Annotated in this window: 1 protein-coding gene; it reads right to left on the reverse strand. The window is 34.9% G+C overall.

Going from position 1 to position 433, the window contains the following annotated elements:
- Positions 1-30: 30 nt before the first annotated feature.
- Positions 31-433, reverse strand: a 403-nt coding sequence (locus ACLI1A_RS19575) for a transposase (RefSeq protein ID WP_411410384.1), incomplete at its 5' end; no start/stop codon positions are given.

The following is a 433-nucleotide window of genomic DNA, read 5'->3' on the forward strand; positions in this document are numbered from 1 at the left end:
AGTGCGATGTGTTCGGCCTTTGGCCCCGGTTCATCGCCTTTGACCTCGGTTCATCGGATCAATACCAAAAGTTGAGGACTGCGCAAAAATTTTAGATAATCTGAATAGGAAAAAAGTTCTGTCTTTTACTCCCCGAAGTTGCAATCTGAAGTTTTTGATTTTCGCATTAAATGATTCAGCTGAGGCATTTGTGCTTTTGTTATCAAAATAGTTTAGGATGGTTTGATAATGAGTTTCTATAGTTCTTGATATAGTATTGAATGACTTAAATCCTGCTAATCTTACTTCTTCATGCCATTTTGCAAGTTTGGTAAATGCAATTATCTTGTCTTTATTTTGATTATAGATTTTGGATAGCTTTTGGGATAGTTTGTAAGCTTTTTTAATATCCGGATATAGTCCAAACACAAGTTCTGCTCTTATCTTTTGTGTA

Source organism: Flavobacterium sp. RHBU_3, from assembly GCF_046613565.1.
Taxonomy (GTDB): Bacteria; Bacteroidota; Bacteroidia; order Flavobacteriales; family Flavobacteriaceae; genus Flavobacterium.